23 protein-coding genes, 1 tRNA gene and 1 pseudogene are annotated in these 25,205 nt (G+C 56.3%); 15 read left to right on the top strand and 10 right to left on the bottom strand.

Annotated features, from left to right (window positions below):
* Positions 1-90 precede the first annotated feature (90 nt).
* The 3 genes from G9Q73_RS02855 to G9Q73_RS02845 all read left to right on the top strand — a co-directional run bounded on the left by G9Q73_RS02855 (position 91) and on the right by G9Q73_RS02845 (position 2,819).
* Positions 91-873, top strand: coding sequence for a hypothetical protein (locus G9Q73_RS02855; protein WP_177418439.1), 783 nt, complete (start codon positions 91-93; stop codon positions 871-873).
* Positions 874-968: 95 nt separating this feature from the next.
* Positions 969-1,415: a c-type cytochrome gene (locus G9Q73_RS02850; protein WP_177418438.1), complete on the top strand. Its 447-nt coding sequence runs from the start codon at positions 969-971 to the stop codon at positions 1,413-1,415.
* A gap of 15 nt (positions 1,416-1,430) precedes the next feature.
* On the top strand, positions 1,431-2,819 hold the full coding sequence (locus G9Q73_RS02845; protein ID WP_177418437.1) for a cbb3-type cytochrome c oxidase subunit I: 1,389 nt from the start codon (positions 1,431-1,433) through the stop codon (positions 2,817-2,819).
* A gap of 666 nt (positions 2,820-3,485) precedes the next feature.
* Here the strand turns inward: G9Q73_RS02845 and G9Q73_RS02840 are convergent.
* The 6 genes from G9Q73_RS02840 to G9Q73_RS02815 form a co-directional block, all read right to left on the bottom strand.
* Positions 3,486-5,303 carry an AsmA family protein gene (locus G9Q73_RS02840; protein ID WP_246344950.1) on the bottom strand — a complete coding sequence of 606 codons (1,818 nt, stop codon included), beginning with the start codon at positions 5,301-5,303 and terminating at the stop codon, positions 3,486-3,488.
* Between the two features lie 23 nt (positions 5,304-5,326).
* Positions 5,327-5,641, bottom strand: coding sequence for a putative signal transducing protein (locus tag G9Q73_RS02835; RefSeq protein WP_177418435.1), 315 nt, complete (start codon positions 5,639-5,641; stop codon positions 5,327-5,329).
* Positions 5,642-5,697: 56 nt separating this feature from the next.
* Positions 5,698-7,035, bottom strand: coding sequence for an ArsB/NhaD family transporter (locus tag G9Q73_RS02830; RefSeq protein ID WP_177418433.1), 1,338 nt, complete (start codon positions 7,033-7,035; stop codon positions 5,698-5,700).
* Between the two features lie 6 nt (positions 7,036-7,041).
* Positions 7,042-7,500 (bottom strand): CBS domain-containing protein, encoded by a 459-nt coding sequence (locus tag G9Q73_RS02825; protein WP_177418431.1) that lies wholly within the window; start codon positions 7,498-7,500, stop codon positions 7,042-7,044.
* Between the two features lie 208 nt (positions 7,501-7,708).
* Positions 7,709-7,782: transfer RNA gene (locus G9Q73_RS02820), tRNA-Gly, on the bottom strand.
* Between the two features lie 48 nt (positions 7,783-7,830).
* A complete protein-coding gene (locus tag G9Q73_RS02815; protein WP_177418429.1) occupies positions 7,831-9,663 on the bottom strand; it encodes an AMP-dependent synthetase/ligase in 1,833 nt (610 codons plus the stop codon).
* A 127-nt stretch (positions 9,664-9,790) separates the two neighbouring features.
* On the opposite strand from G9Q73_RS02815, the gene thiS reads away from it, so the two are divergent.
* The 6 genes and pseudogenes from thiS to G9Q73_RS02785 all read left to right on the top strand — a co-directional run bounded on the left by thiS (position 9,791) and on the right by G9Q73_RS02785 (position 13,890).
* Positions 9,791-9,991 carry a sulfur carrier protein ThiS gene (thiS, locus tag G9Q73_RS02810; protein ID WP_177418427.1) on the top strand — a complete coding sequence of 67 codons (201 nt, stop codon included), beginning with the start codon at positions 9,791-9,793 and terminating at the stop codon, positions 9,989-9,991.
* Between the two features lie 54 nt (positions 9,992-10,045).
* Positions 10,046-10,843: a thiazole synthase gene (locus G9Q73_RS02805; protein WP_177418426.1), complete on the top strand. Its 798-nt coding sequence runs from the start codon at positions 10,046-10,048 to the stop codon at positions 10,841-10,843.
* Positions 10,844-11,006: 163 nt separating this feature from the next.
* On the top strand, positions 11,007-11,705 hold the full coding sequence (gene trmB, locus G9Q73_RS02800; protein ID WP_177418424.1) for a tRNA (guanosine(46)-N7)-methyltransferase TrmB: 699 nt from the start codon (positions 11,007-11,009) through the stop codon (positions 11,703-11,705).
* Positions 11,706-11,715: 10 nt separating this feature from the next.
* A complete protein-coding gene (locus tag G9Q73_RS02795) occupies positions 11,716-12,321 on the top strand; it encodes an ABC transporter ATP-binding protein (RefSeq protein WP_177418422.1) in 606 nt (201 codons plus the stop codon).
* Positions 12,312-13,110, top strand: a pseudogene (locus G9Q73_RS02790) (ABC transporter permease). Before G9Q73_RS02795 ends, G9Q73_RS02790 begins: the two are co-directional and overlap by 10 nt.
* Before the next feature lie 114 nt (positions 13,111-13,224).
* Positions 13,225-13,890, top strand: coding sequence for a methyltransferase family protein (locus tag G9Q73_RS02785; protein ID WP_177418421.1), 666 nt, complete (start codon positions 13,225-13,227; stop codon positions 13,888-13,890).
* Positions 13,891-13,981: 91 nt separating this feature from the next.
* Here G9Q73_RS02785 and G9Q73_RS02780 read toward each other — a convergent pair whose 3' ends face one another.
* The 3 genes from G9Q73_RS02780 to G9Q73_RS02770 all read right to left on the bottom strand — a co-directional run bounded on the left by G9Q73_RS02780 (position 13,982) and on the right by G9Q73_RS02770 (position 17,236).
* Entirely contained in the window at positions 13,982-14,854 is an 873-nt protein-coding gene (locus G9Q73_RS02780) for a hypothetical protein (protein WP_177418419.1), read from the bottom strand.
* Positions 14,855-15,061: 207 nt separating this feature from the next.
* Entirely contained in the window at positions 15,062-15,667 is a 606-nt protein-coding gene (locus G9Q73_RS02775; protein ID WP_246344948.1) for an MlaC/ttg2D family ABC transporter substrate-binding protein, read from the bottom strand.
* Positions 15,668-15,754: 87 nt separating this feature from the next.
* The gene (locus tag G9Q73_RS02770; RefSeq protein WP_218649915.1) at positions 15,755-17,236 is read right to left on the bottom strand and encodes a PAS domain-containing protein; all 1,482 of its coding nucleotides are present in this window, start codon (positions 17,234-17,236) and stop codon (positions 15,755-15,757) included.
* A 330-nt stretch (positions 17,237-17,566) separates the two neighbouring features.
* On the opposite strand from G9Q73_RS02770, the gene purE reads away from it, so the two are divergent.
* The 5 genes from purE to G9Q73_RS02745 all read left to right on the top strand — a co-directional run bounded on the left by purE (position 17,567) and on the right by G9Q73_RS02745 (position 23,276).
* Positions 17,567-18,073 (top strand): 5-(carboxyamino)imidazole ribonucleotide mutase, encoded by a 507-nt coding sequence (purE, locus tag G9Q73_RS02765; protein WP_177418416.1) that lies wholly within the window; start codon positions 17,567-17,569, stop codon positions 18,071-18,073.
* On the top strand, positions 18,063-18,635 hold the full coding sequence (gene tsaC, locus G9Q73_RS02760) for an L-threonylcarbamoyladenylate synthase type 1 TsaC (RefSeq protein WP_246344946.1): 573 nt from the start codon (positions 18,063-18,065) through the stop codon (positions 18,633-18,635). The genes purE and tsaC overlap by 11 nt, the downstream gene beginning before the upstream one ends.
* Positions 18,636-18,763: 128 nt before the next feature.
* Positions 18,764-19,243 carry a hypothetical protein gene (locus G9Q73_RS02755; RefSeq protein ID WP_246344944.1) on the top strand — a complete coding sequence of 160 codons (480 nt, stop codon included), beginning with the start codon at positions 18,764-18,766 and terminating at the stop codon, positions 19,241-19,243.
* Positions 19,212-20,411 (top strand): porin family protein, encoded by a 1,200-nt coding sequence (locus G9Q73_RS02750; RefSeq protein ID WP_177418412.1) that lies wholly within the window; start codon positions 19,212-19,214, stop codon positions 20,409-20,411. The genes G9Q73_RS02755 and G9Q73_RS02750 overlap by 32 nt, the downstream gene beginning before the upstream one ends.
* Positions 20,412-20,429: 18 nt before the next feature.
* Complete coding sequence (locus G9Q73_RS02745; protein WP_177418410.1) at positions 20,430-23,276, top strand: bifunctional diguanylate cyclase/phosphodiesterase; 2,847 nt, start codon at positions 20,430-20,432, stop codon at positions 23,274-23,276.
* Between the two features lie 400 nt (positions 23,277-23,676).
* Here G9Q73_RS02745 and G9Q73_RS02740 read toward each other — a convergent pair whose 3' ends face one another.
* The gene (locus tag G9Q73_RS02740; RefSeq protein ID WP_177418409.1) at positions 23,677-24,051 is read right to left on the bottom strand and encodes a thioredoxin family protein; all 375 of its coding nucleotides are present in this window, start codon (positions 24,049-24,051) and stop codon (positions 23,677-23,679) included.
* Positions 24,052-24,191: 140 nt separating this feature from the next.
* Between G9Q73_RS02740 and hemB the strand changes: the two genes are divergently transcribed.
* Positions 24,192-25,202 carry a porphobilinogen synthase gene (gene hemB, locus G9Q73_RS02735; RefSeq protein WP_177418408.1) on the top strand — a complete coding sequence of 337 codons (1,011 nt, stop codon included), beginning with the start codon at positions 24,192-24,194 and terminating at the stop codon, positions 25,200-25,202.
* Positions 25,203-25,205: the final 3 nt, after the last annotated feature.

Below are 25,205 nucleotides of genomic sequence, written 5' to 3'. Positions count from 1 at the left end.
TATAGATGCACATTTTATTTGGTTACCGCTTTGATCGTTGGCTGTTCATCGCTGTTTTTTTCAGCGGCACTGTCGGCTGCGGATGAAGTAGTGAATCCAGCCAGCGTCACCCATCAGATGTGGCGCAAGATCCGCTTGGGTGAACTCAAGATCGAAGGGGATCATGATGCAGTCAAGGCATTGGTTCTGCAGGGAAACATCCCTATTACCTACGATTACATCGCCACCTTGATGCGGACTCCAAACGCCTTTGGCAATGGACCGGCCTGCATCGTTTGTCACAGTTCCAATGACCCGTCACGGAGTTACCGGGGGCTGGACCTCTCCAGCTGTGAAGGTATTCTGCGAGGCTCCACTGAAACTCCGGCCAGACCCGTCATCTCACCGGGCAAGCCAGTAGAGAGCCGTCTGGTGCATAAACTCCGAAACAACCGTATGCCGCTGGGAGTCTCCTTCCTGCATCCGACCGATACCGAAAGTATTCAGAAGGTCAAAAAGTGGATCGACAGCGGGGCGGCTGATGACGAGTTTTTCAAGACCAGCGTGCTGCCGCTCTTTGCCGAGCCCACGGCATTTGGCTCCGAGATCGCCTGTGTCTCCTGCCACGCCGGGTTCCGGGATCCGCCCAACTTCAATGAGGTCAACCTGAGCAGCCATGAGGCCATCATGACGGGGGCTTTCTCCCGAACCAACAAAAAACAAGGCAGACCGGGTATCCCTATCGTTATTCCACACGAGGCAGAAAAGAGTCGGCTTTACCAGCGTCTGACGGAGAATCGTATGCCGCCTGGTATCAATCCGGGTGAGGAGAGTGACCACCCGAATACCAGTCTGCTGATGCGCTGGATCGAACAGGGGGCGTGGTGCAAATAGCCCTCCAAAACCATAACTTGATCAAGGTCAAAGCCTTGTCATCTATTAATATTTTCTAATTTACGTCGCAAGTCTGCATGCAAAGGAGTAATCACATGGCCGAGGCCTTTACTAAATCGATGGCGCGCAACATCTTTTATGGTGGCAGCGCTTTTTTCTTTCTACTTTTTCTCGCCCTCACGTTCGACTCGCTGGGGCAGCTTCCAAATCGTGATAACCGGGCGGCCCTGGAGGGGGAGCTGGGTCCGGTGATCGCCCAAGGCAAGACGCTTTGGGAGGTGAACAACTGCATTGGCTGCCACACGCTGTTGGGGGAGGGCGCCTACTTTGCGCCTGAGCTGGGCAACGTCTACAAGCGTTTTGGCAATTCGACCGATGCGATCAAGGGTTTTATCCTGAGCCGTCCGAAAGATGGTATACCCGGTCGCCGCAGTATGCCGCAGTTCAACTTCAACGACGAAGAGCTGACTGCCCTGGCTGAATTTCTGAAGTATGTATCTGAGATCAACACCGCTGGCTGGCCGCCAAACATCCAGGGTTAAGGGGAGAAGGTAACAATGAAATATCAATCACAATCGGTCGCGAAGCTATACTTTATCGCGGCCATTGCGCTATTTACGGCGCAGATCCTGTTTGGCCTGATCATGGGCCTGCAGTATGTAGTAGGGGATTTTCTGTTCCCGGAGATTCCATTTAACGTGGCCCGCATGGTCCACACCAACACACTCATTGTATGGATGCTGATGGCCTTCATGGGTGCCGGCTATTATATGATACCGGAAGAGACGGAGACTGAACTCTTCGCCCCTTGGCTGGCGAACCTGATGTTCTGGATCTTCCTGGCGGCTGCGGGCGCCACCGTGGCAGGTTACCTGCTGGTGCCCTACGCCACCCTGGCGGATCTGACCATGAACGAGTTGCTGCCGACCATGGGTCGAGAGTTCCTCGAACAGCCGACCATCACTAAGATCGGCATCGTCATCGTTGCACTCTCCTTCCTTTTCAACATCGGCATGACTATCCTCAAGGGTCGCAAGACCGTGGTGAACCTGGTGTTCTTGTTGGGCATGGTTGGCTTGGCCGTGTTCTTCCTGTTTGCCTTCTACAACCCCGTCAACGTGGTACTGGACAAGTTCTTCTGGTGGTGGGTTGTGCATCTGTGGGTAGAGGGCGTCTGGGAGCTGATCCTCGGTGCCATCCTCGCCTTCGTGCTGATCAAGACTACTGGCGTCGACCGCGAAGTGATCGAGAAGTGGCTCTACATCATCATCGCCATGAGCCTGATCACCGGCATCATCGGTACCGGTCATCACTTCTTCTGGATTGGTACCCCCGAGTACTGGCAGTGGTGGGGCTCGATCTTCTCCGCAATGGAGCCGATTCCCTTCTTTATGATGACCGTGTTTGCCTTCAATATGGTGAACAAACGTCGCCGCGAGCATCCCAACAAGGTTGCGATCCTGTGGGCACTGGGCACCGCCGTAATGGCATTCCTGGGTGCGGGCGTGTGGGGCTTCCTGCATACCCTGTCGCCGGTGAACTACTACACCCACGGCACACAGATCACTGCGGCTCATGGTCATATGGCGTTCTACGGCGCTTATGTAATGATCAACCTGACGATCATCTCCTACGCAATGCCGCTGCTGCGGGGCCGCAACGCTGCGAATCCGCCGAAGTCGCAGATACTGGAGATGTGGTCGTTCTGGCTGATGACCATATCCATGGTCTTCATCACCCTGTTCCTGACGGGCGCCGGTATCCTGCAGGTCTACCTGCAGCGCATAGCCGAGAACCCGCAGTCGTTCATGGCGGTGCAGGATCAGATCGCATTGTTCTACTGGCTGCGTGAGGGTGCTGGTTTAGTGTTCCTGATCGGGTTGATACTCTACATCTCCAGCTTCTTTGTAGGTCAGAGTGACCCGGAGGCTGTAGCCGCCGACTGAATAACCATAAACCCACCTGAGGTGTAACAGCCTCACTTAAGGCCGGCAGTTTCTGTCGGCCTTTTTTGTTTGCCCTGCGAAGCAGGCAAACCCGGCCCTCTGAAAGAAGAGGGCGTCACCCGATCGAGGGAAGACAATCCGATTGGCAAGGGCGTAGCTGGTAACGGCTGGGTCTGAAGGAAGCCATAGGAAGTAAGCGACACATAACGCAAGTGAACCTGGTTCGGCACAACAGGTGGGTCAGCCTGCGAAATAGGGCGAAGCCCAATACTCGGTCAGGCCTGTGGTGTGTTGCAGGATGGCGTTGCTTACCGGGAGTTTGCAGTAACGGGGGAAGCCTTGCACAGTCCTTGTTTTCAAGGCTCACTCATCAAGAGGAGACTCAAGATGTTTGGGAGTGTGAGGTGGCAGATGAGCTCGTAGTAGTGATGAAGTTCCGGCCTGTGAAGCCTGGTAACAGTGTGGAGGAGAAAACCGGAATGACCACTGACGGAGGTTCAGTGGGCTTGTGATAGCCAAAAGCTGAGAATGAGATGCGAAGGGGTGAAGTAAGCAACCAAGTCTAATCAGGAGAGAGAACCGATCGACGCGTGATGCACAAGCTACCCGACGGGGTGGGGTCTTCAGATCCGGAGCTTTGGGGACAAAGAATCGTCTTGAACCGTATCATTTAGCCAGCAGATCACGATTGTCCAGTACACCATTACGTATAACGGCGCTGGCGCTCATCTCGGAGAAGTCGGTCTGCTCCGGCTCATTGGTTGCGGGGGGGGTCTTACCCGTCAGTTTCGCTTTGGCATCACGAAGCATCTTCGCCAGGTTGATCCCTTTGACCGCGCCGTTGCGAAAATCGAAATCGAGCTTGCCGTTGAGGGTCTTTTTAAGCTGACTGACCGTCTGGCCGGCACTGGTCAGATTGGCGTTGAAGCCACCCAGGCCCGCCAGCCGATCCTGGCCTGACACATCCTTCACCAAAGGACCGGCCTGAATACCACTGGCGCTCTGTTTGATCTTGAGTTTCGGCGTCTTGCCCCGCACATCGAGATTCACCGTCCCTTTGAGGGCGCCATCGTAGAAACGCCCCACCTTCTGGTCGATATTCAGTTTGCCGCCTTTGCTCTTCACCTTGACCTGAATCGCCTCGGCACGGATATTGTTCGCCTTTACACTGCCCACCCGCAGGGTGCCGTCGAGATCGAGCTTGCGCAACATCTCCACCGGAAACAGGGGCTCCTCTTTGGCCTGCTTGCCGCTGGAAGACTGACTGCCGCCTGTCTCACCCGCAGACTTTGGCGGCAGATAACGGTCCAGGTCTATCTTGTCGATATCGAAGGTAAAGGCATAGGCAGGATTGGCCGGGTCGATCAGCTCAAATTCACCTTTGATCTGAGTGTCATCCAACGCCATCCGCAGATCCTTCAGCGCCACCCGTTTCTGATCTGCCGTAAAAGCGAGTGTCATGCCCAACCGATTCAGCACTTTTGGATCAGCAGTCTCAGGTACCGGCAGTCCAAACTTCTCCATCCACTGCCGCAGGCTGAACTCAGCCAGCTTGATCTCGCCATTAAATGCAGGTGCGCTCTGGATACCCTGACCCTTGGCAGCGCCACTTATCTTGAGCTCCCCCGACTCCAACACGAGGTTCTTGATCTCCAGGATTTCCGCCTTCTGGTTGACATAGAGATCAGCACGCAGTTCAGCCTCCACACCTTCTTTGGGGAGGCCCTCTCCGGTTACCTTCAGCAACAGCCTCAGGGTCTCTACCGCAATGCTCCCGGCTTTCGGGTCTGCGTTGAGATTGCCAGACAGGTCGACCCTGCTCTGCAAAGCTGGCTGGGCGCTTTCAAGCCCCAAACCCAGGGAGAATTCAACCGGCTGTCCCGGACTCATAGCTCCGGTTTTGACTTCCAGATCCTTGATTTCGAAACGATCACCGGTCGACTTGTCATCCCAGACGATGTGCGCGCCACTGATTTCGATCCCGCCAATGGAAAATGCACCCATTCCCTTGCCGGCGGATTTTTTCTCCGTCACCTGCACCTCAGCAGCACGGCTATCAGCCGTCTCCTTCTGACCTGCTTCGACAAGATCATCCCAGTTAGTGACACCGTCCTTCGATTTCGCCAGATTCAGCACCAGCCCCTCCACCTGCACCTTATCCACTTCAAGCGCCTGCTGCAGTATCAGCGGAACCAGGTTGACCCGCACCTGTACATGATCGAGGGCGGCAAAAGGCTGATCACCAAAACCGGGGGCATTGCTGAGACTCAGGCCATTGAGTTCAAGGCCGAGCCAGGGAAAGACCGAGAGACCGATATCTCCGCCGATGGTCAGATCACGCCCAGTGGCTTTTTGCACTTCGGCGATGATCTCCTGTTTGTGGTCGTTGGGGTCCACAACCATCGGCACAATGATCACTGCGGCAACTATGAGTACGACCAGTAATACCAGCAGCCCGAACAGCACTTTCAGGATCTTGCCCATCCATCATCTCCTTGTTTGTATTATCATCTACGAGGTGTAGCACAATTCCAGCACAGATCGAAGCCCGCATCGACCTTTTCACCGCATTTTGGGCAGACCCAAGCAGTTTCACCAGCAGCCTGGATCCGGTTATTTGTAAAAATTTGTAACAGAATCTTCGCCCGCGGCAGATCTTCTTCGTTCACCAGCCAGAGCGCAGGGAAGATATTGGCCGCCAACTCTCCGGCGGCGCCGGACAGATAATCTCCCAGCAGCACCGTTTCGACCCCCTGTTCCAGAAGGAAATCCTTGAGCATCTGGGCTTCGATGCGGTCAGCCGCCTCATAGAGTTTTAACATGGCAGGCTCTCATTAATCAGCTGTAGGGCATCAAAAAAGGAAGAAACTGCTGGCGCTTAAAAATATCGCAGGTAAATGTAGATACTGCTCACCAGTATCGACATCAGCATCAATGGAAAAGCCATCAACATGAAAGGCAGGAAGCGTATCGGCTGTCCGGCACGTTCGGCGAATCCCGCCACGATAAGGTTGGCACTTGCCCCGACCAGACTACCGTTACCGCCCAGGCAGGAGCCCAGGGCAAGCGACCACCACAGAGGCCCCAACTCCTCGGAACCGCCAAAAGTTACCGCCATGTTCTCGATCAGAGGGATCATTGTGGCGACGAAAGGGATGTTATCCACCACTGCTGATGCCACAGCTGAGACCCAGAGGATGGCGATGGCAGTGGTTGCCTTGTCCCCGCCCGTGAGATCCAGCACCTGATTCGCCAGCATCTCCAGCAGGCCTGTGGTTTCCACACCATAAACCACGATAAACAGGCCGATAAAGAAGAATATGGTGATCCATTCCACCTCGCAAAAAGCTTTGTGTACCCGCTTGGACTGCTCACTGGGATCCTTCGGCAGGTTGATCAAAATCAGCAGCACTGCAGCACCAAACATGGCAATGGTAGCCGGTTGCTGGCCGATATCGTGGCCCAGGATGAATCCGGCCATCACCAGAGCCAGTACGAACAGCGACTGCTTGAGCAGGCGTGAATCGGTGATGGCATCCGCCTCCCGGTAGTTCATGACCTGCTGGCGGCTCTGCGGGTCAGCGACGAGTTTGCGCCCCCAGATGAAGTAGATGGGGATCAGGGTCAGGGGAAGAACAATCAGTGACAGGGGAGCGAGATTGAACAGGAAATCATTGAAGCTTAGCCCTACGGCAGAGCCGATCATGATGTTGGGAGGATCGCCGATCAGGGTTGCCGTGCCGCCGATATTGGAGGCGAAGATCTCGGCAAACAGATAGGGATAGGCACTGACCTTAAGCGCATCGGTGATAAGCAGGGTAACGGGGGCGATCAATAGTACGGTAGTGACATTGTCCAGCAGTGCGGAGAGTACCGCGGTAACCAGAACCAGGGTGACCAGGATGCCCCAGGGATCGGCATTGACCCGTTTGGCGGACCAGATGGCCAGATACTGAAACACCCCTGAATCCTTGGTGATTCCAACAATGATCATCATGCCGGTCAATAATCCCAGGGTGTTGAAATCCACACCCTGAAAAGCGGCTTCCTGAGTCAATACGCCGCCAAGTATCATCAGGCAGGCCATAGTCAGTGAGACGATAGCGCGATTCAGGCGCTCGGTAAGTATCATCGCATAGGTGAATACGAATAACGCTCCGGCAAACCAGAGTGGGTCGAACCCAAAGATCACATCCGGCTGATGGATATTATGCATTTGCAATCATCCTTTGGCGGAGAGGATTTTTTCGCCGACATCCCAGTAGGAAATCATGCCAAGCAGTTTATTGTTTTCAGGATCCACCACCGGGATGCTGGTTCGGTTGCGGTAGAGGACCAACAGAGTCTCCACCAAGGAGGTGTCGGGTGTGACAATCTCGACATCCTGTTTCATACAGATGGAGATCGGCTCATGCTCCATGCCTTGAAGACGTTGATGAAGATCACCCAGGGTCTCATAAACAAAAGAGAGACTGGTGAGCCCTTTTTCCATGATCGCTGCCTTGGGCAAAACCAGTTTCAGCAGGCAGTTGACCCCGAACACACCAAGAAAGCTCCCGTCCTCTGCAACTACCGGCACCTGGCGATAGCGGTGTTGCATGATCTCCTGGATAGCTGTGCTGATAGTGTCGGTCGGTTTCAGCACAGTGGGACTTGGATCCATTAACGAAATTGCAGTCATGGGAAGAGCTTCCTATGAAACATATGATGGGAACAAGAGTGTTGTTTTTGTCAGTACCATCATAGCTTCCAAAAGAAAATATGCATGGAAAGATCAATCAACAATGGAAACACCGACACCCATTCACCGATAAACCCGGACAGACGAATTCGCTTGTAGGGGCGCCAGTTTGCGGGCGCAGACAGGGAACCCAAACAGCAGCATGAAATGGAGCGGGTAGCGAGAGTCGAACTCGCCTCACTAGCTTGGGAAGCTAGGGTAATACCGATATACGATACCCGCGTGGCAGTGACGATTCTAGCAAGCCGAAGACACCGTGTCAGCGACAGATCACGCTGACGCAGGCCCACCCTTGTAGAGAACTTCCATTTCTCCTGCGCAGTGTTCCAATACCATCGGGCGCTTGACCTTCAGGGTCGGCGTCAACATGCCATTATCCACGGTCCAGGGTTCCAGCAATAACGCCACCCGGCGAATCTTGGCATAACCGGGAAAGCCACCAAGGGCAGCCTTGATACGACTCAGGATCTCATGCTGGAGACGACTCTGTTTCAGGCTTTCGGGATCGGCGGCGTCCAGGCCATACTCATCCGCCAGACCGGGCCAGAGATCTGCATTCAACACCACCAGTGCACTCATGTAGGACTTACCCTCTCCCACCACCATCACCTGTTCAATCAGCGGATCCAGGGCAATCGCCAGCTCCATGTCTGCGGGAGGAATCTTCTCGCCATTGGAGAGCACCAGAATATCCTTGAGCCGGCCCGTGATATAGATATGCCGATCCTCATCAAAGCGCACCTGGTCACCGGTATGCAACCAGCCGTCAGAATCGATCATCTCCGCCGTCGCGGCATGATTGTTCCAGTAGCCAAGCATCATGCCCGGCGTTTTGACCAGCAGTTCATCGTTTTCGCCGATCCGCGTTTTGATTCCCCGCAACGGGATGCCCACACTGCCCAGCCTGATGTCGTTCAGCGGGTTGACGCTGATCACCGGGCTGGTCTCCGTGAGACCGTAGCCCTGCACCATCGGCAGCCCAAGTCCAAGAAAGATGCGCGCGATCTCCGGCGACAACGCCGCCCCACCGCTGACCGCTCCGCGCAAACGGCCACCCAGTTTTTGCAAAACCTTCTCCGCCACCAATCGCCGTAGCAGCGGCATCAGTAACAGCGCGGGGGACCAGCGTCGGCGTCCCATACGCCGCTCAAAATCCTTGAAGCCAATAGTGACCGTCAGGTTGAACAGCTGGCGGGCGATGGCCGGTTTTTTCTTCATCTGATCCTGCAGCTTGGCATAGACCCGTTCAAAGATGCGCGGCACCGCGATGATGATCGTGGGCTTGATGTACTGCAGATCCTCCGCGAGTTGGGTAACGGAGCGGGCGAAAGCGACCGAGGCGCCGGCCATCATCGGCAGATAGTAACCGGCGGTCCGCTCCAGGGTATGGGAGAGCGGCAGAAAGGAGAGAAAACTGTCCTCCCGGTAGCAGTCCACCACAGTCAGCGAGGCGTGGGCGATGGATAGCATGTTCATGTGACTCAACATCACGCCTTTGGGTCGCCCTGTGGTGCCCGAGGTATAGACGATTGAGGCAAGACTGTCCGGATCGGCACTTCGCTGGGTCAGCGGTTCGCCTTTCTCCGGCAGCCAGCTATCCGCAGTCAGGACCATATCGCCCTCTTCGCCCAGCTGCACCGGCTCTTTGTTCGCCTCCAGCACCACCACCCGCTGCAACTGCTGCAGATCCGCCAACGCCGGGGCCATGCGGTTCCAGCGGCCGGCATCCTGCACCAGCAGCAGCTTTACCGCTGCGTCCTCCATGATGTAGGCAATTGCCTCGGCACGATCATCGGTATAGAGCGGCACCAGCACAAGTCCCAGAGACATGCTGGCCTGATCGAGCATCACCCACTCCGGGCAGTTGCGCAACAACACTGCCACCCGATCACCGGATTCGAGTTCCTCTCCGGCAAGCGCCTGACGCCAGCGCGCCACCTGCTCGCCCATCTCGGCCCAGGTCAGGTCGTACCAGCGCTGCTCTTTTCTGTGGAAATTTCGATACGCCAGGGCATCCGGTGTGCGCCGAACCCGCTGAAAAAACATCCCGTCGAGCGTGCGCGCACGCTCGACGGGGATTAGATCTTCACTCCATTGTTCCAAAAGACCCGCTCCCCAAACCTTGAGATCAATACTTCCGTTGCGTCTCCATTTATATGCACCGCCGGATTGGTGTAAACTCGCCGTTTGGCTACATCCAGCCCTTGATTGTCAGCGCAGAGACCTGAAGATGCAGATTTATATAAACGGCGCAGAAAAGCAAATCCCCGATGACACGGACATGGTAGGATTGATTGAACAACTTGAGCTCACAGAGCAGCGGATCGCCGTCGAGGTCAATGAGGAACTGATTCCCCGAAGCACCTTCAGCGGCCATCACCTGCACGCCGGTGACAAGATTGAGATCATCCACGCCGTCGGCGGCGGATAAAGCAGATCAACCGATATCATCCACGTCCAGCCATTCAAACTTCCGATAAAGAACATGTCTAACGAAAATAGCAGAACCGACTCTTTTACCGTCGCCGGCCGCGAATTCACCTCCCGCCTACTGGTGGGTACCGGCAAATACAAAGACATGGCCGAGACCCGCGCCGCCATCGAGGCCAGTGGCGCCGAGATCGTCACCATCGCAGTGCGCCGCACCAACATGGGACAGAATAAGGACGAGCCGAGCATCCTGGAGATACTTCCGCCCAGTGAATTCACCTATCTGCCCAATACCGCCGGTTGCTTCGATGCCAAAACTGCCGTGCGCACCTGCCGCCTGGCCAGGGAACTGCTCGATGGGCACAACCTGGTGAAGCTGGAGGTTCTGGGTGATGAGAAGACGCTTTTCCCCGACGTCATTGCGACCCTGGGTGCCGCCGAAGAGCTGATCAAGGACGGCTTCGACGTCATGGTCTACACCAACGACGACCCTATCGTGGCCAAACAGCTGGAAGAGATAGGCTGCGTTGCGGTGATGCCGCTGGCCGCCCCTATCGGCTCCGGACTTGGCGTTCGCAACCGCCTGAACATCCGCACCATCGTGGAGAACGCCAATGTGCCGATCCTGGTGGACGCCGGCGTGGGTACCGCCTCCGACGCTGCAGTTGCCATGGAACTGGGCTGCGACGGCGTGCTGATGAATACCGCTATCGCCGCCGCCCAGAAGCCGATACTCATGGCCTCCGCCATGAAGAAGGGCATCCAGGCCGGGCGCGAAGCCTACCTCGCCGGACGCATGCCCGCCAAGCGGTTCGCCTCCGCCTCTTCGCCGATGGACGGACTCTTTTTCTGATCCATAGCGAATGATAATGAACACTGGTTATTATCCGTCCGGAAGCCCGCATCCAACCACAAAGGAAGGGCACGAAGGTAAAAAATTGATTAGCCATAAATTTTCTTCGTGTACTTCGTGCGCTTCGTGGTTAAAACAGTGCTTCAGGACGGACACTGCTTAAATGGAAGAAGAGGCATCGACAACCCATCGCCCGATCCGCAGCTTCGTGCTGCGCCAGAGCCGCACCACCCAGGCCCAGAAGCGGGCCTTCGAGGAACTCTGGCCCCGTTACGGACTGGAGCTTCCTGCCACAGGCCTGATGGATCCGGCCACCATTTTCAGCAACAATCACCCCCTGTTTCTTGAGATCGGCTGCGGCAACGGGGAGACCCTGGCTGCACTGGCGGCTCGCCATCCAGAGCGGAACCACCTTGGCGTCGAGGTGCACGGCCCCGGCGTCGGCAGCCTGATGCTGAAACTGGAAGAGAACGACAGCGACAATGCACGCATACTGAAGAGCGATGCCATGGAGCTGTTGCGCCACCATCTGCCAGCCGGCTGCCTGGATGGACTCTACCTGTTCTTTCCCGACCCCTGGCCCAAGAAGAAACACCATAAGCGCCGCATCGTACAACCGGAGTTCACACAGCTGGCGCACCAGGCGCTCAAGCCCGGCGGCTTTCTGCACATGGCCACCGACTGGGAGCACTATGCCAAACAGATGCTGCAGGTACTCAGCGAAGCGGCGGGTTTTACCAACAGCGCAGGCCGGGGAAACTTCTCCCCACGCCCCTCGGATCGTCCCCTGACCCACTTCGAACAGCGGGGCCAGCGCCTGGGTCACGGCGTCTGGGATCTGATCTTCCGGCGTTGCGACTGAGCAACCCCTCATGGGCAGCCTGACCCTAAAAGCCTTCCAGACACCTCTGCTCGCTGCCTTCGATCTCGAGCTGACGGCCGGGGAGTGCATCACGCTTACCGGCCCCTCGGGTTGCGGCAAGTCGCTGCTGCTGCGCGCCATCGCAGATCTCGATGCGCAACATCAGGGGGAAGCCTTCGTCGACCAGACACCTCGCCAGTCACTCACCGGATCTGAATGGCGCCGACGGGTCGGCCTGCTACCCGCAGAAAGCGCCTGGTGGGCTGAGCGGATCATCGACCACCTGCCGCAGCAGGATCTCTCTCTGCTGCAGTCGCTCGACCTTCCACCCGAGAGCAAAAACTGGTCTGTCTCCCGGTTATCCAGTGGCGAGAAACAGCGTTTCGGCCTGGCCCGGCTGCTGCTCAACCAGCCCCAGGTTCTGTTGCTGGACGAACCCACCGCGAACCTGGATCAGACAAACAGGGAGCGGGTGGAAGTCCTCATCGACCAGTGGCGAAAAAAACACGATAGCGCGGTGATCTGGGTCACCCACGACCCGGCGCAGCAACAGCGGGTCGCCCACCGGCATCTGCAGATTGTTCAGGGCAGGCTGCAGGAGACAACATGGAACTGATCCGGCTCAGCGCCCTCGACATTGGTCTGGCAGCCGGTCTGGTGCTGCTGTTGGCGATGCTCACCTTCCGCCTCTCTCTCGGTGTGGAACGAAAACTGCTGATCGCCGCCCTGCGCAGCATCGTGCAACTGACCCTGCTGGGACTGGTATTGAAAAGCCTCTTCGCCCAGTCCCACCCCCCTGTTTATTGCAGCTCTGGCGCTCTTCATGCTCTTTATGGCGGGTTACGAGGTCATGGCCCGGCAGGCACGGCGCTTCAGCGGGATCTGGGGCATGGGGGTGGGTACCCTCTCCATGTTCATCTCATCCTTCAGCGTGACGATTCTGGCGCTCAACGTGATCATCCATGTGGAGCCCTGGTATTCGGTACAGTACCTGATACCGCTGCTGGGGATGCTCTTGGGCAATACCATGTCCGGCATCGCCATCAGTCTCGACAATCTCACCCACAACGCCTGGCAGCAGCGCCAGCAGATCGAGGCGCGGTTGATGTTGGGCCACGACTGGCATAACGCCATCAAAGAGATTCGCCGCAACGCCCTGCGTAGCGGTCTGATTCCCATCATCAATGCCATGGCCGCCGCTGGCGTGGTCAGCCTGCCAGGCATGATGACCGGCCAAATACTCGCCGGCAGCCCCCCCTTCGAAGCGGCAAAATATCAGATACTGATACTGCTGTTGATCTCTGCCGGCACCGGCTTCGGCGCCACGGCGGCAGTCTGGCTCGGCTCCCGGCGTCTATTTGACGAGCGCCAGCGGCTGCGGCTGGATCGTCTAAAATCGTCATAGGGAATCTGGGTCTAACGGCGCATATTGTTGGGTTGCGACCAAAAAGACAGCCTAACCCAACCTACCCAGACTCCAACCCTTTGCCATCACTCTTTAACAGGCACCTGGAAAAAAATGCACGAATACGGAAACCTGCTCATACTCGCCACGCTCTGGTTGCTCTATTTTCTGAGCCACTCGCTACTTGCATCTCTCACAGCCAAGCACTGGGTTGCAAAACATTTTCCCGCTTTCATGCCTTGGTATCGCATCAGTTTCAACCTGCTCGCTGTGCTGTTACTGCTGCCGCCGTTGGGATTGATGTGGCATTGGCACAGCACACCTCTATGGGAGTTCAATGCTGCCCTGACCTGGTTCACCTACGGCCTGACGCTGCTGGCGATCCTCGGTTTTCTATGGTCGATGCGTTATTACGATAGCGGAGAGTTTATCGGCCTGCGCCAGCTGCGGCTGCGTATCCGGGAGGTTCACGACCAGGAGAATTTCCACATCTCCCCCCTGCACCGCTTCGTCAGACACCCTTGGTACAGCCTGGGACTGGTATTGATCTGGAGTCGGGAAATGGACGCCGCGATGCTGGTCTCAGCGATTATGATGACGCTCTACTTCATCTACGGCTCACGTATCGAGGAGCGCAAACTGGTGGTCTATCATGGTGAGGTCTATCAGCGATACCAGTCACTGGTGCCCGGTTTGCTGCCCAGGCCCTGGCGTTACCTGAGCCGGGAATCGGCAGCAGCGCTGGTGGCTGGCGCCAGACGGCAATATAGCGAGGGATAGGCCGGTTCAAGCTTGCGGAACCGGCTTCACAGGTCTTCTATTTCAAACCCGGGTTGCCCGATCCGCTACGCTTGATCGGGCCTACGCCTCATCAGCGGCTTGGATCCCAGAAGTCGCCCTGGGGACCGTACCCGGCTCCCGGCCCCATCATACGGCCCGGACCAAATCCACGCCCAGGCATCGCCGGCATCTGGGGACGCTGCATCATGCCGCGACCCGGTCCCATCTGTCGCATATGGCGACGATGCATTGCATGACAAGCGGCACGCTCTTCCGGCGTCATGCCGTCGATCACTGCCTGCTGCCTGGCCCACTCATCATCCTGATTCAATTCAGGTCTTGCGGGGCGATCTTTCCACGGGGGCTTCTCGGGCAGATCAAGTCCCACTTCAGCCGCACGTTCCCGCATCTCCTGATAACGCTCAAGGCGATAGGCATCCCGCTCTTCCGAATTCATGTTGCGGAGCGCCTTCATCCTCTCCATACGCTCTTCCATGGAGGGACGCAGATCCGCCACTTCAGGTTTATCCATCCATGTGGGACGGTCTGGGAGCAGCACGCCCGACTCGAGCGCCCGTTTCTGCAGCGCCTCGTAGCGTTTTTCACGCGCTTTCATACGCTCTTCCATGGATTGCATCGACCGGTGATGCGCCATCATCCCCCTGCCTGCGGGGGCTGCTGCCACAGGTGCAGAGGCCTCGGCGGGGGCGGCAACGCTCTTCTCCACTACAGGCGCCTCGGTGGTGACTGCGACACTCTCTTTCGGCACAGACTCAATTGCCACGACCGGAGCAGCTTCTGCTGACGCCTCCTCGGTGGCCACTTGCGAGTCTGCGATAACCTCCTGCTCGATGGCCGTTGCATCGGCAGCGGCATCCGGGGCGACGGTGGCATCGGCAAAGACCGTTGCACTTAGATGCAAAATCGTCGCTATTGCGACAGTGATGAGTGTCTTTCTAAACATGAAGCTTCTCCTTCAGATGATCTTGTTATTGGGATAATCTGTGCTGTCTGGAATCAATGGGGCTATCTTGAACAACGCGGGTGTAGGTGCATTGGCTACACTACAGCAAGTGTAGCAGTCTCAGAAGAGGGTGTTTGCACGCAAGGAGGCTGTCGGGTTTAACGCTGTTTGGCTGCAAACGGATAAACCCGACAGCCTCCTGTAAAGCTATTGCACTGGTGTCTGCTTCGACCTTAATTTAGCAACCTTCTGCTGCAGTTGCTCAAGCAGACCATCCATCCCCTTCTGCTTGACCAGGTTGCGAAAGCTCGTTCTGTAGTTACTGATAAGACTGACACCATCCACAATTACATCATAGACGAACCAATCATCCTGTTTCTGTCGCAGTTTGTAACTGACCGGTATCTCAGCGCTACTGGTAATGACAAATGTCTGTACTTGTGCCCGTTTGCCCTTTACCCGCTCCCTGCCTAAACGTGCGGTCTGGCCTGAATAGCTGTCCAGAGCGGAGAAATAGGTATTCTCCAGCAACTCCCGGAACAGTTCGACAAAACGCGCCCGTTGATTTGGGGATGCCTTTCTCCAGTTGGCCGCCAGAATAACCTGTGACATTGCCTGAAAATCGAAGGTTTCATCCACGATGGTGCTGACACGGTCCCGGCGTTCTGCGGATGTCAGTCCCTTGTCGTTCAGAACCCCCACCACATCATCCATCGTATGCCGCACCCTTTCGGAAGGCCCGATACTGGCACTGGCAATTGCGGGTAGAGCCCCGCTCATCAGCACTAAAAGCAGTGCGAGACGAATTAACATCTGTATAACTCCTTCTCCATCCCTGAAGTTCGCGCCCTCAACAATACCCATTCCCCCAAGAACCCGGGGGAAATCAAGTTCTCAGCTTCAGAGACCTTTATATGCAAACCCCTGTATGGGCTTCTCTTCACTCGTAGCCGTCGAACCGGTGGATGCTAACATGCCCTGATCGTCCCGCCCCTCACTGACCCGGGCCACGCCAAGCAAACGGGCACCGCTGCCACCTGCATTTCGAACGAATCGAGCGCTATCAACCAACCACACGACCTCTCCATCCGGTTTGACGATCCTGTACTCGATGCGAAAATCCGCACCACCCTGCAGCGCTTTCTTGAAGGCTGCCACTACGGCTTCCCGATCGTCAACATGGATTCGACCCAGGTAGGCATCAAATGTTCCATCGAAACTTCCCGACCGAAAGCCGAATACCCGTTGCAGATTGTCGTCCCAACGCAGCCGCTCCCTCCTTACATCCCACTCCCAGCCGCCAAACAGAACCGACAGCCCCAACAGGCTGAGGTGATTTTGGGCCATCCCACTGTCACGCTCTACCTGCGCCAATCGCAGTCTTAATCGTTCACGATCCTCTTTCAGCTCTCTCTCAACCCGCCGCCGCCGGTTGAGAGATCGCTTCAACCCAGCGATTCTGCGCGCCACCTTGCGATCCACCAGACGCCTGAAAGCCCAGATCCAAACACCGATCCAAAGCAGTGCCAGCAGGATCAACAATATGACCACCACTGAACTATTCTGTAACAGCGGCGGCTGATCGAGTACCTGCCAACGCTTGCGGATCTCCAACTGCTCTTCAGGTGAGATGCGGTCCAGCCCTTTCTGCAGGATGTTGACGAGCATTTGATTGTCCTTGCCAACCGCAAAGGAAAGATCTCTTGAACGCCCTGCCTGTGCCACCTCCATAACGCCAGTGGCAGCCCCCTGCGTCAACTGGTGCCTGGCAGTCGCAGTATCACCAAGATAAGCATCCGCATCACCCATGGCGACACTCAACAAGCCCCCGGCAACACCCGACACCTTCACCAGAGTAGTGTCAGGTAACTCCCGCATCAGCCAATCCTGCCAGACGCTCAGCTCCACCACCGCCACCCGCTTTCCAGGCAACTCCTGCAGCGTCAGTTGAGGCATGCGCCCAGACGCATATAACGCACCGGGCAGATTGATATAGGGACGGGTGAACAGCAGGAATTCAGCACGTTCCGGGGTCCAGCCGTCCACGGCCGACACGTCCAACTCCCCTGCCATCATCGCTGCATCAAGGGCCGACCTGTCCTCGAAAGGAACAAGTTTCAGCTCCAGGCCCATCTTCCGGCTTACAAAGCGCAGATAGTCGGCAGCGATACCCGACGGCTGACGGTTTTGCTTGTAGATGCTGATGGGCGCCATCCCATCAATCAACCCCACCCGAACCTGCACCTGCTGATCCAGCCATGCCTTTTCCTGTACGCTGAGCGGCACACTCCCCCCCACCGCACTTAACGACAGCAGCAACATAACCAGCAGAGCAATAAATTTAAATGAAGAGAAAACCATCCTGCAACTCTCTTTCGTCACACCTAACACCAAGACAGATCGATATTTCACAAATTTTGTAACTATTCATCTCACCCTTTGATTGGCCCCATAACGGTTAAAATGCAGAACGTAGGATGCCGGTGAGCTTGCGAACCGCATCATTCGCGATCGATGCGGTTCGTTCCTCACCGGCATCCTACACATTATCGGCGTATCCACAATGAGCTGAATAGTTACCAAATTTTAACGATTTTCTCAGTAAAAAGGGCATATTGAAACAAACTGATGAATCTATCGCCTCAATTCTGGTCGTCACACCCTATTTCCGGTATCTTCAGCTGCTCTCCACAGCACTTTTGCAGGTTTGTTATGAGTACAACGTTTGTCGCCGTTTTGATGGGTTCAGATTCCGACCTGCCGGTCATGCAGGCAACTCTGGAGGTTTTAGGCTCTCTCGGGATCCCATACGAAGTAAAGATCACCTCGGCCCATCGTACCCCCGATGTCACCCACAACTACGTAAAAGATGCGGACGGTCGCGGTTGCAATGCCTTCATTGCTGCCGCTGGACTGGCGGCCCATCTGGCCGGAGCAGTGGCAGCCGCCACCTTGAAGCCGGTGATTGGCGTACCTCTTGATGCCGGGCCATTGAAGGGTATGGATTCCCTGCTCTCCACCGTGCAGATGCCAGGCGGCATCCCGGTCGCAACCGTTGCAGTGGGCAAGGCTGGCGCCAAGAACGCAGCCTATCTCGCTGCCCAGATCCTCGCGCTTGGCGATGAGGCGCTGGCGGTGCGCATCCGTGAAGAGCGGCAGGCCAATGCCCAAAGCGTCATGGACAAGGACGCCAAGCTCCAGGCCGAACTTGCCGGCTAAACCTGTCATTCACCCCTGGCACCTCCGACTGGCCGTCCGGACGGTGCTCGGGGGCGGTCTTATCGCCTATCCCACCGAGTCTGTCTATGGGCTGGGTTGCGATCCACTCAACCCTCTGGCAGTGTTCCGCTTGTTGGCGCTGAAAAAACGTTCCGCCGACAAGGGCCTGATCCTCATCTCGGACAACTTCGAAAGACTGCGGCCCTACCTGGCTCAGATTCCGCAAACAAGACTCAAACCGGCGCTCGACAGCTGGCCCGGCCCCGTTACCTGGCTGCTGCCCGCCGCGGCGGATCTGCCCTTCTGGATACGCGGGAAACATTCAACTGTGGCGGTCAGAGTCACCGACCATCCAGTTGCTGCGGCCCTCTGCCACGCCTGCGGCAGGCCACTCATATCCACCAGCGCCAACCTCAGCAAACGTCCCCCAGCCCGTAACGCACTACAGGTGCACAGCCGCTGCGGTAGCGCCATCGACCTGATTCTGCATGGCGAGACCGGCGACATGAAACGCCCAACCCCCATTCGTGATCTGTTTTCCGGCCGGATCAGCCGGAGGTAGACCAGAAAGAATTCAATTCCCAATCATGTATCAAACCACTCAAGACACAGCGCCATCGGCCGTTATGGGAATTTGAATCAACAAATTACGTTAAGCTGTCTGCATCAAAAAGGATCGCGACAAGTACCATGGAAAAACGGCAGGACCGTACAGCAGGTATCCCAGACAAAGACTCTCCCCGGCGCTTCCCCCTGGCACCAGTACTGCTGCTTGTCTTCAGCCTGCTGTTTTTTCCATCCCCCCAGGCTTTTGCGCTGCAACTGATCACCCATCCTGATACTGAGATTACAGAGATCAACCGCAGCACCGCACGCGCCATCTTCAGCATGCGCCGCCAGGTCTGGCCCGATGGCGCTGCCATTCGGGTCTTTGTCTTTCCCGACAAACACAAACTACACAAAGCATTCGCAAAACAGCTGCTGGGGGTATTTCCCCATCAACTTCGCCGCGCATGGGACAGAAAAGTCTTTTCAGGGACCGGACAGGCCCCCGACACCGTCCAGTCAGAGGCGGAAATGATCGAGATAATAAAAAAGACTCCCGGTGCAATCGGTTATATTTCCAAGGATATCAGAGATGAATCGGTACAGATTCTCGAAGTGGAGTAGGCGGCTCGTCCTGCTCAGTTGGCTGCTGCCGCCACTGGCGACGGCATCCCCCCTGTTTGGTGATGAAAACCTGCAGATCCACGGCTTTCTGAGCCAGGGTTACACTCACACATCCGCCAACAGCTGGTTCGGTGACAGCAGCAACGGCAGTTGGGACTTTCGCGAACTCGGTCTCAACGCCTCCTATCGGCTGACGCCGCAACTACAGATCTCCGGTCAGCTTCTCTCACTCACCGCAGGTGAGATGCAGGACGGTTCACTGAGCCTCGACTACGGCCTGCTCGACTACCATTTCGCAAGCTTTGACAACTGGAACCTCGGCCTGCGAATCGGCCGCGTAAAGACTCCCATCGGTCTCTACAACGAGACCAGGGATGTCGCCTTCACCCGTCCCACCAACTTTCTGCCTCAATCGATCTATTTTGACAAGGTGAGAAATCTGGAACTCTCCAATGACGGCTTTGAGATTTACAGCGACCTGCTGACAGATTGGGGGGATCTGCTGTTCCAGGGCGGCATGGGCAAACCAGTGACGGATAAAAATGTGGAATACGCCTATCTTGGAAATGATTGGCAGGGAGAGCTGAGTGCCGACCTCTTCGTATTTGGCCGGATCATGTACGAACTGGATGGCGGCCGCATCCGGCTCTCGGCCACCATTGCCGACGGGGATCTTAACTTCGACCCCGGTCCCACAGACCCTTTCACTGACGGCACTATCGGCATCCAATTGCGGGTACTCTCGCTCCAATACAATGCAGAGGCCTGGCACTTCACCACAGAATATATGCAGGAGGATGTGATAAACCGGGACTTGGGAGTCTTCCGGCCCGACAAGGACAGTGCCGCCGAAGGATACTATCTACAGCTGGCCCACGACCTCTTCAGCGACTGGGAGATCATCGCCCGCTACGATGTCAGCTATCTTGACCGGAACGACCGGGACGGCACCAAACAGGAGGCCGGACCCTTCGGCATACCCGCCCACAACATGTTTGCCAAAGACTGGACCCTGGGGCTGCGTTGGGATGTCACACCCGCCTTCATGGTGCGCGGAGAATACCACTGGGTTGACGGCACTGCCTGGCTCTCATTAAGGGAAAACAACCCTTTCCAAACAGAACGCCACTGGCAGATGTTCAGCCTGCTCGCCTCCTATCGATTCTGATTCGGCGGATACGGGCGCATGACAACCAGACTGCAACACCGTGAACCCCGATTTATCAGCCTTAAGTGGAAGCTGTTGATTCTGCTCAGTCTCTTATTGGTCCTCATCAACGTCTCTTTAACGGCTATCGCTTATCTGAAACAGAAGGATCAATTCGAAATACAACGCACAGAGGTCCGGGAACAACGCGCCAGGGAAGTTGACGGATTGGTACAGGGAACCTATTCAAGACTGCTCAGCATAGCCGGCCTGATACCCGAACTTGACGTCGATGCAGAAGACGATCTGGATCTTGCGCAGCAGATCAGCGCTATTGTTCATGAACACGGCTCTCTGCTACAGATTGAGTGGGGGGTGGATACCATCCACTATTTTTCAAAGGCGGGGGCGCCACTGTTCACCTGGGGACGCAACATCGGCCCAACGCTGAGCCACACCCTGGTCGATCATGTCATCGAGAACGAAGAACCTGCCAGCACACTCGCCTGCCGACGTGAATGCCGACAATATGTTGCCGTCCCGGTATTGCAGGGCCGCAGCACGGCTGGCGTATTGGTCGTCGGCGAACTGGTCGCAGACACGGTGGTCAGACTGCAACGGATCACTGGCGCCGGTATCGCTGTCCTGGTCAGAGAGCAATCAAGCAATGCAGCTTCCAAAGGCTTTCTCGCGCCCTGGGAGATGCGGGTAACGGCACTCTCCGGCGCTCACGCCAGCCTGCAACGCCTGAACAGGGCAGCAGAACAACTGCAGTTTGCCGACCTTTCACAAAGCAAACAGCTACAGTTGGAAAACCAGACCCTGGAAATCACGGCTTTTCCACTGACCAATGATGCAACCGACACGCCGGCACACCTGCTGATCATCGAAGACATCTCCGGGCACATCCAGACAATGGAGAGCGCCCTTCACAGCAACATCACTGCCGGTGTGGCCGGGATTCTGCTCACCGAGCTGCTGCTGCTGATGCTGTTATGGGGTCCCATGGCACGGCTGCAACGGGTCTCAACCACCCTGCCGTTGCTGGCAAAGCAGGCCTACGGCCAAGCCCGTTCGTCACTGCAGTCAACCACTAATGATTCATTCTCTCACGATGAAATAGACCGGCTCGGAGAGACGACGGAAACACTCATCTTCCAACTGGAAGCCCTGCAGTCAGAGATCAACAGCCGCACCCGCCACCTGCTGCAGCGCACCAGTGAACTGGCCCAACAACGCGACTTCGTGCAGGGCCTGATGGATACTGCCCAGATCATTATCATCACCCAGCGCATGGACGGCCGGATAAACAGCATCAACCATTTTGCAAGTCAGTTGACCGCCTACGACCTGAAAACTCATCCGACGCTCCACTTCGATCAGTTGCTTCACCCCAAGAACCTTGACCCCGAGACCATCGTAAAACTCTTTCAGCTGCGTAATGCCAGCCTGGATCACTACCATCACGACTGCAACATCATTACCGCAGACGGTGAAACCCGCACAATCTCCTGGTTCCATGCGCGGCTCGATATCGCAAGAGAGGATGATCCAGCAGTGCTGTCCGCCGGCATCGATATTACCGAACGCCAACAGGCAGAGGAGAACCTGGCCTGGCTGGCCGACCATGACCCCATGACGGAGCTGTTCAACCGGCGTCGTTTTCATATCGAGTTCGAAGCGATGCTGCAGGCAGCAAAGCGCTACGGCCACACCTCCGCACTGCTCTATTTCGACCTCGACCAGTTCAAGGATATCAACGATACCAGCGGCCATCAGGCAGGGGACGCCCTGCTCAGAGTGGTGGCTGAACGGCTGCGTGCGGTGACCCGGGAATCCGATCTGCTGGCCCGGCTCGGCGGCGATGAGTTCGCGCTGGCCCTGCGGGAGACGAGTAAGGAAGAGGCCATCGGCGTGGCACAAAAGATCCAGGAGGAACTCAGCAGAGTCGAGATGCCGGTTCGTGGCAACAGGCATAAGATCTCCGCCAGCATCGGCATCGTACTCTACCCACTCCACGGCATTACTGTGCACGATCTGATGGCCAATGCAGACCTTGCGATGTACCAGGCCAAGGATGCCGGACGTGACAGCTGGCACCTCTTCTCTGCTGACGAAAACATCCGCGAGCAGATTGAAACCAAGCTCCAAATCAAAGAGCAGATCGAACAGGCGCTGTTGCAAGATAGCTTTGTTCTCCACTTTCAACCGATCCAGCAGATCAGCGATGGCCGTATCTCACACTACGAGGTGCTGGTCCGTATGCAGGAGCAGGACGGCTCCCTGATCCCTCCAGGACTGTTCATTCCGATTGCGGAAACCACTGGCCTGATCCACAAGATCGACCGCTTGATTCTCAAGAAAGCCATCAAGCGGCTTGAGCAGCTGCAGCAGTCACATCGCAACATCACCTTCTCGGTCAACCTCTCGGGCATGGTGGTGGACGATCCCCGGCTACTGCCCTATCTGAAGAAACAGCTGGCAAAACACCAAGTCGACCCAGGCAGTCTGGTATTTGAAGTCACTGAAACCGCCGCTGTCTCCAGCATCACAGCGGCAAAACAGTTGATGGAACAGATTAAGGCGCTCGGCTGCCGCTTTGCGCTGGATGACTTCGGCGTCGGTTTTTCATCCTTCTTCTACCTAAAGCAGCTGCCGGTGGATTATGTAAAGATCGACGGCTCCTTTATCCAGCAACTCGCCTCCAATAAGGAGGATCAGATCTTCGTCAAGGCACTCTCCGAGGTTGCCAAAGGATTCGGCAAGCAGACTATCGCCGAGTTTGTCGAGGATGAAGCCACCCTGCAGCTGCTGGCCGAGCTGGGGATCGACTACGCTCAAGGTTTCCACATCGGCAAACCTCTGCCTGAACTCCTTCCTGAATAGATCCAGCCCAGGTTCCCGCACATAAAAAAAACCCACCCGGGGAAGGGGTGGGCCTAAACAGCGCATTTTTCAGCGCCGGAGGAGGATCGAATTCATTTGTCGTCCATTACTCAATGTATCGACGCCTCTGCGGAATTCTTTAGACATTTATTATCAACTGTTGATTTACTGCCATCAATTCTCATCTTATTGTTTTTATTGGTTATTTTACAACCAACACAGGCATCCCCCCTCTCTATCGCGAGAAAATCCAGAATATTAAATCGTTTAATGCTTATTTCTATAGGCAAATCACGCTGCCAATAGTCCGTAGGCCTGATCAAGCGCAGCGGATCAGGCAAAATGTACTACGAACAGACGCCTTACGCCGAATACGCTGCGCCTGATCCAGCCTGCATTTTTACACAGCCCGGCTGGCCAGATAGTCGGGCAGATGCTCCTCTATCCACTCCCGTAACCAGTGACTGGCGCGGGAACCATGAAAACGTCCCAACTCTTCCCCATGATGGAACAGGATCACCGTCGGAAATCCGCGCAGACGGTAGTGGCCCGCCAGACGCATATTGTCATCCACTTCCACCTTGGCCAGCTGTACAGCCCCATCCAACTCTTTGATCACCCTCTCCAGGGCCGGGGCAAGGGATAGACAGGGCGAACACCACTCCGCCCAGAAATCCACCATGACAGGCAGTTCTGCAGAGGCCTGGATCACCTTCTTTTCGAAGGTCGCCTCTTCCACGATAAAAATATGGGGGGATTTGTTCTGCTGTTCCATGACCGGTACTGCCTCATCTCTATACAAAAAACCTTTTGCTACGGCCGCTTGCCTACGCCAGGATCGATCCGAAGAATTGGTTAACAGCCTGCATGATAGGGTATCTTACGGGGTTTACCCAAGCACTCAGGAATCTATCCATGCCGAGCAACAGTAGCCGTTCGCCCTTTCCTGCCACCCGGATGCGCCGCATGCGCCGGGACGAATTCTCCCGCCGTCTGATGCGTGAAACGATCCTCACCCCCGCAGACCTGATCTATCCCGTTTTCGTGCTTGAAGGGAGCGGTGAAAGGGAAGCTGTCGATTCCATGCCTGGCGTGGAGCGCATGAGCATCGACCTGCTGGTCGAGGAGGCGAAGCAGGTGCACCGTCTTGGCGTTCCCATGATGGCGCTGTTCCCGGTCACCCCGATGTCCGTCAAGACAGAGGATGCCAGAGAGGCCTTCAACCCTGAGGGGCTGGCCCAGCGGGCGGTGCGGGCACTGAAAGAGGCAGTGCCGGAACTTGGCGTCATGACCGATGTCGCCCTCGACCCTTTCACCACCCACGGTCAGGACGGTCTCATTGACGAAACCGGCTATGTATTGAACGACGAGACCAAGGAGGTTCTGGTCAAACAGGCCCTCTCCCATGCCACAGCGGGTGCTGATGTGGTCGCCCCCTCCGATATGATGGACGGTCGCATCGGCGCCATTCGGGAGATACTCGAAAGCAACGGGTACATCCACACCCGCATCCTTGCCTACTCGGCAAAATATGCCTCCAGTTTCTATGGCCCGTTCCGGGATGCCGTCGGCTCTGCCGCCAACCTGGGGAGCGGCAACAAGTACAGTTATCAACAGGATCCCGCCAATACCGACGAGGCGCTGCACGAGGTTGCCCTCGATCTGCAGGAGGGGGCCGACATGGTGATGGTAAAACCGGGCATGCCCTACCTCGACGTGGTGCGCCGGGTGAAAGAGACCTTCAGGGTCCCGACCTACGCTTATCAGGTCAGTGGTGAATACGCCATGCTCATGGCCGCCGCGCAAAACGGCTGGCTCGACAAACAGGCAGTGGTGCTGGAGTCCCTGCTCTGTTTCAAACGCGCCGGCGCCGACGGCATACTGACCTACTTCGCCAAAGAGGTGGCACAGTGGTTGAATGAGTAATCA

The sequence above is a fragment of the endosymbiont of Lamellibrachia barhami genome (assembly GCF_011947365.2).
Classification (GTDB): domain Bacteria; phylum Pseudomonadota; class Gammaproteobacteria; order Chromatiales; family Chromatiaceae; genus QGON01.
The sequence above is the reverse complement of the archived record's forward strand: the minus strand, read 5'-3'. Positions and strand labels throughout refer to the sequence as shown.

What these genes read in the sequence shown, in the direction of transcription:
- G9Q73_RS02740 (WP_177418409.1), bottom strand. Translation starts at nt 24,051, where the DNA reads ATGGAACAGCAGAACAAATCCCCCCATATTTTTATCGTGGAAGAGGCG.
- G9Q73_RS02775 (WP_246344948.1), bottom strand. Translation starts at nt 15,667, where the DNA reads ATGTTAATTCGTCTCGCACTGCTTTTAGTGCTGATGAGCGGGGCTCTA.
- G9Q73_RS02840 (WP_246344950.1), bottom strand. Translation starts at nt 5,303, where the DNA reads ATGGGCAAGATCCTGAAAGTGCTGTTCGGGCTGCTGGTATTACTGGTC.
- G9Q73_RS02835 (WP_177418435.1), bottom strand. Translation starts at nt 5,641, where the DNA reads ATGTTAAAACTCTATGAGGCGGCTGACCGCATCGAAGCCCAGATGCTC.
- G9Q73_RS02805 (WP_177418426.1), top strand. Translation starts at nt 10,046, where the DNA reads ATGTCTAACGAAAATAGCAGAACCGACTCTTTTACCGTCGCCGGCCGC.
- G9Q73_RS02845 (WP_177418437.1), top strand. Translation starts at nt 1,431, where the DNA reads ATGAAATATCAATCACAATCGGTCGCGAAGCTATACTTTATCGCGGCC.
- G9Q73_RS02750 (WP_177418412.1), top strand. Translation starts at nt 19,212, where the DNA reads ATGAATCGGTACAGATTCTCGAAGTGGAGTAGGCGGCTCGTCCTGCTC.
- hemB (WP_177418408.1), top strand. Translation starts at nt 24,192, where the DNA reads ATGCCGAGCAACAGTAGCCGTTCGCCCTTTCCTGCCACCCGGATGCGC.
- G9Q73_RS02825 (WP_177418431.1), bottom strand. Translation starts at nt 7,500, where the DNA reads ATGACTGCAATTTCGTTAATGGATCCAAGTCCCACTGTGCTGAAACCG.
- G9Q73_RS02795 (WP_177418422.1), top strand. Translation starts at nt 11,716, where the DNA reads ATGGGCAGCCTGACCCTAAAAGCCTTCCAGACACCTCTGCTCGCTGCC.
- G9Q73_RS02755 (WP_246344944.1), top strand. Translation starts at nt 18,764, where the DNA reads ATGGAAAAACGGCAGGACCGTACAGCAGGTATCCCAGACAAAGACTCT.
- thiS (WP_177418427.1), top strand. Translation starts at nt 9,791, where the DNA reads ATGCAGATTTATATAAACGGCGCAGAAAAGCAAATCCCCGATGACACG.
- G9Q73_RS02780 (WP_177418419.1), bottom strand. Translation starts at nt 14,854, where the DNA reads ATGTTTAGAAAGACACTCATCACTGTCGCAATAGCGACGATTTTGCAT.
- trmB (WP_177418424.1), top strand. Translation starts at nt 11,007, where the DNA reads ATGGAAGAAGAGGCATCGACAACCCATCGCCCGATCCGCAGCTTCGTG.
- G9Q73_RS02830 (WP_177418433.1), bottom strand. Translation starts at nt 7,035, where the DNA reads ATGCATAATATCCATCAGCCGGATGTGATCTTTGGGTTCGACCCACTC.
- purE (WP_177418416.1), top strand. Translation starts at nt 17,567, where the DNA reads ATGAGTACAACGTTTGTCGCCGTTTTGATGGGTTCAGATTCCGACCTG.
- G9Q73_RS02785 (WP_177418421.1), top strand. Translation starts at nt 13,225, where the DNA reads ATGCACGAATACGGAAACCTGCTCATACTCGCCACGCTCTGGTTGCTC.
- G9Q73_RS02850 (WP_177418438.1), top strand. Translation starts at nt 969, where the DNA reads ATGGCCGAGGCCTTTACTAAATCGATGGCGCGCAACATCTTTTATGGT.
- G9Q73_RS02745 (WP_177418410.1), top strand. Translation starts at nt 20,430, where the DNA reads ATGACAACCAGACTGCAACACCGTGAACCCCGATTTATCAGCCTTAAG.